Origin of the sequence: Nonomuraea mangrovi (genome assembly GCF_042681425.1) — a bacterium.
In the GTDB taxonomy this organism is placed as follows: domain Bacteria; phylum Actinomycetota; class Actinomycetes; order Streptosporangiales; family Streptosporangiaceae; genus Nonomuraea; species Nonomuraea mangrovi.
Genome location: NZ_JBHUFV010000043.1, coordinates 236,186 through 241,661 on the forward strand (window position 1 = coordinate 236,186; position 5,476 = coordinate 241,661).

The 5,476-nt window shown below is 67.6% G+C and carries 6 protein-coding genes; 2 read left to right on the forward strand and 4 right to left on the reverse strand.

Annotation, left to right across the window (positions count from 1 at the left end):
* Positions 1–237: 237 nt before the first annotated feature.
* Positions 238–1,035, forward strand: a complete 798-nt coding sequence (locus tag ACFSKW_RS29175; protein WP_379575664.1) for an AfsR/SARP family transcriptional regulator — start codon at positions 238–240, stop codon at positions 1,033–1,035.
* 6 nt (positions 1,036–1,041) lie between these two features.
* Here the strand turns inward: ACFSKW_RS29175 and ACFSKW_RS29180 are convergent, their stop codons facing one another.
* The 4 genes from ACFSKW_RS29180 to ACFSKW_RS29195 form a co-directional block, all read right to left on the reverse strand.
* Positions 1,042–2,421, reverse strand: coding sequence for a cation:proton antiporter domain-containing protein (locus ACFSKW_RS29180; RefSeq protein WP_379575665.1), 1,380 nt, complete (start codon positions 2,419–2,421; stop codon positions 1,042–1,044).
* Positions 2,422–2,470: 49 nt separating this feature from the next.
* Complete coding sequence (locus tag ACFSKW_RS29185; RefSeq protein WP_379575666.1) at positions 2,471–3,319, reverse strand: ABC transporter permease; 849 nt, start codon at positions 3,317–3,319, stop codon at positions 2,471–2,473.
* Complete coding sequence (locus ACFSKW_RS29190; protein WP_379575667.1) at positions 3,316–4,275, reverse strand: ATP-binding cassette domain-containing protein; 960 nt, start codon at positions 4,273–4,275, stop codon at positions 3,316–3,318. Before ACFSKW_RS29190 ends, ACFSKW_RS29185 begins: the two co-directional genes overlap by 4 nt.
* Before the next feature lie 214 nt (positions 4,276–4,489).
* The gene (locus ACFSKW_RS29195; protein ID WP_379575668.1) at positions 4,490–4,675 is read right to left on the reverse strand and encodes a hypothetical protein; all 186 of its coding nucleotides are present in this window, start codon (positions 4,673–4,675) and stop codon (positions 4,490–4,492) included.
* A 6-nt stretch (positions 4,676–4,681) separates the two neighbouring features.
* Here ACFSKW_RS29195 and ACFSKW_RS29200 point away from each other — a divergent pair, with 6 nt between their 5' ends.
* Positions 4,682–5,437 (forward strand): TauD/TfdA family dioxygenase, encoded by a 756-nt coding sequence (locus ACFSKW_RS29200; protein WP_379575669.1) that lies wholly within the window; start codon positions 4,682–4,684, stop codon positions 5,435–5,437.
* The last annotated feature ends 39 nt before the right edge of the window (positions 5,438–5,476 follow it).

Genomic DNA, 5,476 nt, shown 5'->3' on the forward strand with positions numbered 1-5,476 from the left:
GGATCCTCATTTTGTAACGCGCCAAGCAAGCGAGCGGCACCCGGAAGGCTTGCGCCGATATAGGGGCATGTGTGATCTTGGGTCTGCCGGGTTGGACGTGCGGGAAGGGCCCACGGGGTGTCGTCGGCGCCGGCACAGGATCATTGAGGCGCTGCTCTGACGCACCACCGGAAATGTGCACGCCGGTCATACGGCCGTCAGCACTTAGGGCACCAATGTCCAACCTTGGGGGCAAATATGATCTTTCAGCTACTTGGTCCAGTTTTGGCCGGAGACGTCGAGATGATCACTAATTCCCCGCTGGTGAGGACGCTACTCACCGCCTTCCTCGTCGCCGATGGCAAACCTGTCACACGGAACGGCCTCATCAATCTGGTCTGGCAGGACCCGCCAGCGTCCGCGGCGGACAACATAAGACTGCACGTTAGACGTCTTCGCGAGGCACTGGCCTCGGTTGACTTGGCCGAACGGCTCACCACGATCCGCGGAGGGGGCGGAGAGGGAGGTGGAAGCGCCTACCATCTGCTCATCGACCCCGGGGAGCTTGACGTCCACATCTTCCACGAGCGCGTCAATCAGTCGCAGAGCCACGCGGACAAGGACCAGATCGCTCAAGCCGCTGTTCAGCTGGAACGGGCACTCCAGCTCTGGCGCGGCCCCGCGGGGACGGATTCCAGAGGCTCGCAGAGCCTCGCACGCCGCCTCGACGCGCTCAACGAGCAGCGGCTGCTTGCCTGGGAGGACCTCCTGGAGCTCAGGCTCCGCCTGGTCCCACCCTCGCGGATCACCCCCGACCTCTACACGCTCATCGCCGAGTCTCCGCTGCGGGAGCGCTCGCACTCCCTGCTGATGAGAGCCCTCTACTTGAGCGGTGACACCGTCGGCGCGCTCGCCGCGTACGGGAACGCCAGGAACCTGCTGACTGAGGAGCTGGGCATCGATCCCGGCCCGGAGCTGCGGCGCATCCACCAGGCCGTCATCGACCACAACGAGCCGGCCATTCTGCACTTCAACGGCAGACTGCTGCCGAGATAGCCCGTGCTATTCATCGATGGGCAGGCCCATCAGGTGGATCAGCGGACGGGTGGCCGCCGTGGTGATCAATGCGACCAGGACGAGCATGGTCAGGCCGAGCGCGCTGATCAGGTGATGCTGGTATCCGATCGCGGCGACGACCAACTCGGTCACCCCTCGGCAGTTCATCAGCGCCCCAAGACGCCACGCGTCCCTCCGTGGCAGCGAGGCCAGGCGGGCGAAGCCGACCACGCCCGCGAACTTGGTGGCGACGGCGGTCAGCAACACCGCGACAAACAGCCCCCAGTGCGCGATGGAACCACCGATCAAGCCGACCGAGGTGGTCAGACCGATCCCGGCGAAGAAGAGCGGAAGGAGCACCATGATCACGAAACCCTGCAGTTGCCGCTTGAGGTCCTCCACGACCGGCACTTCCCGGGGAACCACGGCACCGAACAGGAAGGCGCCGATCGCCGGGTGCAGCCCCATCAGGTGGGTGACCGCGGCATAGCCGAGCGCGCCGACCAGCAGCACGGGCAGGAGGAACCGTCCCGCGAAGGCCTGTTTCTCGGCGGCGCGCACCATGGCGGCCAGCGCGGGACGGACCCACAGCATGGTGATCAGCGCCAAGGCGACGCCGATGCCCGCGGTCGTGATGACGGAGACCCCCCCGCTCAGGCCGAGCACGACGGTCAGCGCCAGCCAGATCAGCCCGTCGCCTGAGGCGGCGGAGGCCAGTGCGAGGGTGCCGATCCGCGTGCCCTCGATGCCCAGGTCCAGCAGAACGCGGGCGAGCACCGGCAGCGCCGTGATCGACAGGGCAAGGCCGAAGAAGACCACGTAGGCGCCGCGGTTCGGTGAGTCGCCCGCCAGCGCGTCCCCGCCGACCAACGCGAGGCCGGCGCCGCCGAGGAAGGGCAGCCCGATCGCGCCGATGCTGACCAGCGCGACCACGCCGCGGGAGGTGCGGACACCGCCCCTGCCCAGCTCACAGCCCAGCAGGAACATGAAGGTGACCAGCCCCAACTGCGCGACCGTGCCGAGGGCGCTCACCACCGTCGGGGTGAACAGCCACTTGCTCGCGCCGGGCCACAGGGAGGTCAGGACCGAGGGACCGAGCAGGAGGCCGCCGAGGATCTCGCCGAGCACGGGCGGCTGGTGGAGTCTCTCGAGCACGGTGCCGAGCAGGTGGCTCACGAAGACGATCACGGCGACCGCGAGCAGGAACGGGGCGACCGGGTCGAGCTTCCCTGTACCGCCGGCCGGTAGTTCGAAACCGAAGGCGGCCGCGACCGCCGCGAGCACCACCAGGCCTCCGGCCAGCCGTAACAGCACCGTGCGCCGGACCGGGCCCTTCGCACTGCCGGCCGGGCTCGGTGCGGGACGTTCTGGCTCGACGCTCACCATGCTGGCGACCTCCGCGTGCCGTACGAGTCGGAAACAGCAGTCATGGCACTCACCTCGGGGCTCTCGTGGCGCGGCGTCGGTACCAGACGATGGACAGGGGGGCGAAGACGATGACGAGCGCCGCGATCCAGGCGAGGCTGTGCAGGACTGGTCCCGTCGGCGGTCCGCCGGTGAGCAGGGCGCGGGACGCGTCGACGATGGAGGTGGTCGGATTGAGCTCGCTGAAGATCCGCAACCAGGTCGGCATCGTGGCGGGATCGACGAACATGGAGCTGCCGAACTGCAGCGGCAGCGTCCAGAGGAATCCGATCGACTGGACGGTCTCCGGGTTCCGTATCGCCAGGCCGATGAAGGCGGAGACCCAGCAGAAGGCCATTCCGTAGAGCATGAGCAGGGCCAGGGCCGCAAGCGCGGAGAGCAGGTCGGTTTCCACTCGGAAGCCCATGATCAGGGCGAAGACGAACATCACCGCCAGCCCGAGCAGCATGCGGCACATGTCGGCGACGATGCGGCCGGTGAGCACCGCGGACCTGGCGATGGGCAGGGTCATGAACCTGTCCATCAGGCCGTTGGCGAAGTCGAACGACATCCCGATTCCGGTGGACCGGGCGGCGAACGTGACGATCTGCACCATGATCCCGGGGATGAGGAACCGCTGGTAGTCCGCGGAACCGTTGCCGATCGCGCCGCCGAACACATAGACGAACAGGAGCGTGATCACCAACGGCATCAGCATCGCGTCGAGTAACTGCTCGGGGTCGTTGCGTAGCTGGATGAGGTTGCGCCGGGCGATCGCCATCGAGTGGCGCAGGATCGCGCCCGGCCCGATTCTGGCCGGCGGCACCTCGATGCCGGGCAGCGCCCGCAACGGCAAGGAGTCGTTGGCAGTCGATGTCATGTCGTGGTCCGATCCGGAACGTCGCTGGTCAGGGAGAGGAACACCTCGTCAAGGCTGGGCAGGTGGGTGTCGATGCCGGCTAGCTGAAGGCCCGCCGCCGCCAGAGCACCGATCGCCTGGGTCAACTCCGATTCCCCGCCAATGGGCAGCACCACCAGGCCGTCGTCGGCCAACGTCATGGGGGCGCCTGAGCCGATGGCGGAGAGCACCGCCGCCACCGCGGCCAGGTCCGCCGGGTCCGCCGGCCGTACCTGGAGCACCTGGCCACCGACGGCCGTCCTTAGCTCGGTCGGGGTGCCCGTGGCGACGATCTGGCCGCTGTCGATCACCGCGATCGCGTCGGCCAGCATCTCCGCCTCCTCCATGTACTGGGTCGTCAGCAGCACACTCGTGCCCTGGGCCACGAGCAGGCGCACCTCGTTCCAGAGGTTGTTGCGGCTACGCGGGTCAAGGCCGGTGGTCGGTTCGTCGAGGAAGAGCACTCGGGGATTGCCGATCATGCTGGCGGCCAGGTCCACTCGTCGCCGCATGCCGCCTGAGTAGGTGTGTACCGGCCGCCGTGCCGCCTTGACCAGGTCGAAGCGTTCGAGCAGCTCGTCGGCCCGCCGGCGCGCGCCGGACGCGGACAGGTTGAGCAGGCGGCCGATCAGGTAGAGGTTCTCCCGCCCTGAGATGTTCCCGTCCACGGTGGCGTACTGACCGGTGAGACCGATCAGCGTGCGTACCTGCTGCGACTGCCTGACCACGTCGAAGCCGTACACCTCGATGCGCCCGGCGTCCGGCCGGACCAGTGTGGAGAACATGCGCACCACGGTCGTCTTGCCCGCGCCGTTGGGACCGAGCAGACCCAGCACGGTTCCGGCGGGCACCTCGAGATCAACGTGTCGTACCGCTTGGGTAGCACCGAAGCTCTTCTTCAGGCCTTCGGCTCGTAGCGCGTAGCTCATGCCCGTCATAGGCGTGACCATAACGACGAGCGTTTTCGTCTCCATATCAATGCCGCGTCCCCTAAGCGGCCGGGCGATCTGGAACCGATAACGAGTGGAAGCTGGGAATTCATAGCGTGGCTCCGATGGGGACCCCATGGTCGCTGCACGACGAGGAGGGTCCCGGACGATCTATCGCGGAGGTTCCGATATGACGGTGGTCACGCCTTCCGTCGCACCGCCCCTACCTGTCGAGCTCAACGCGGATGACCGAGCAGAGGTCGCCCGGCTGGCCGAAGCGCTGTGCGGTCCAGGCACCATGCAGGTCGACGATTCCCTCTGGGTCTCCAGAGCCAGGGAAGCCTGGGAGGAGAGCCCGGTCGGCCTGCGTCAGCCGCTCCGGGCATTTCGCCGCGATGCGGGTCCGCATGGCGCGATGATCATTCGGGGGCTGCCCGTACGGGAACAGGGCCTGCCTGACACGCCGTCGGTGCCGGGCTCGGTACAGAGGACCGCGACGGTTTCGGCGGCATTACTGATCATGATCGCCGCCGGCCTCGGCGACCCCTCGGCGTTCCTGTCGGAGAAGTCAGGATCCCTGGTGCAGGACGTCGTACCGGTGCCGGGCAAAGAGAAGTTCCAGGGCAACGCGGGCTCCGTGCTGCTGGAGTGGCACAACGAGAACGCCTTTCACGCGCACCGGCCGGACTACGTGATGCTGCTCTGCCTGCGCGCCGACCACGAGAAGATCTCAGGCCTGCGTACGGCCTGCGCCCGCCAGGTGGTTCCGGTGCTCGGCGACGCCGCCCGCGAAGCACTCTTCGCCGACGAGTTCGTCACCGCGGCACCGCCCTCGTTCGACGTGGGCGAGAGCACCGTCCATCACGCGGTGCTGACCGGCGCGCCGGAGGATCCCGACATCCAAGTGGATCTCGCCGCCACGACGGGCCAGACTGCCCGGGCGCAGAAGGCGCTTCAGGAACTACGCACCGCGTTCGAGCAGACCGCGCTGGTCCACCGGCTCCAGCCGGGTGAACTGGCGATCGTGGACAACCGGATCACGGTCCACGGGCGAACCGAGTTCCGACCGCGCTACGACGGCCGGGACCGCTGGCTGCAGCGAACGTTCGTGACGAACGACCTGAGACGCTCCCGCCACCAGCGACCGGCTGACGGTTACGTCCTCAAGTGACATAGATGTGCCGCATCCCCACCGGGATGCGGCACCTGG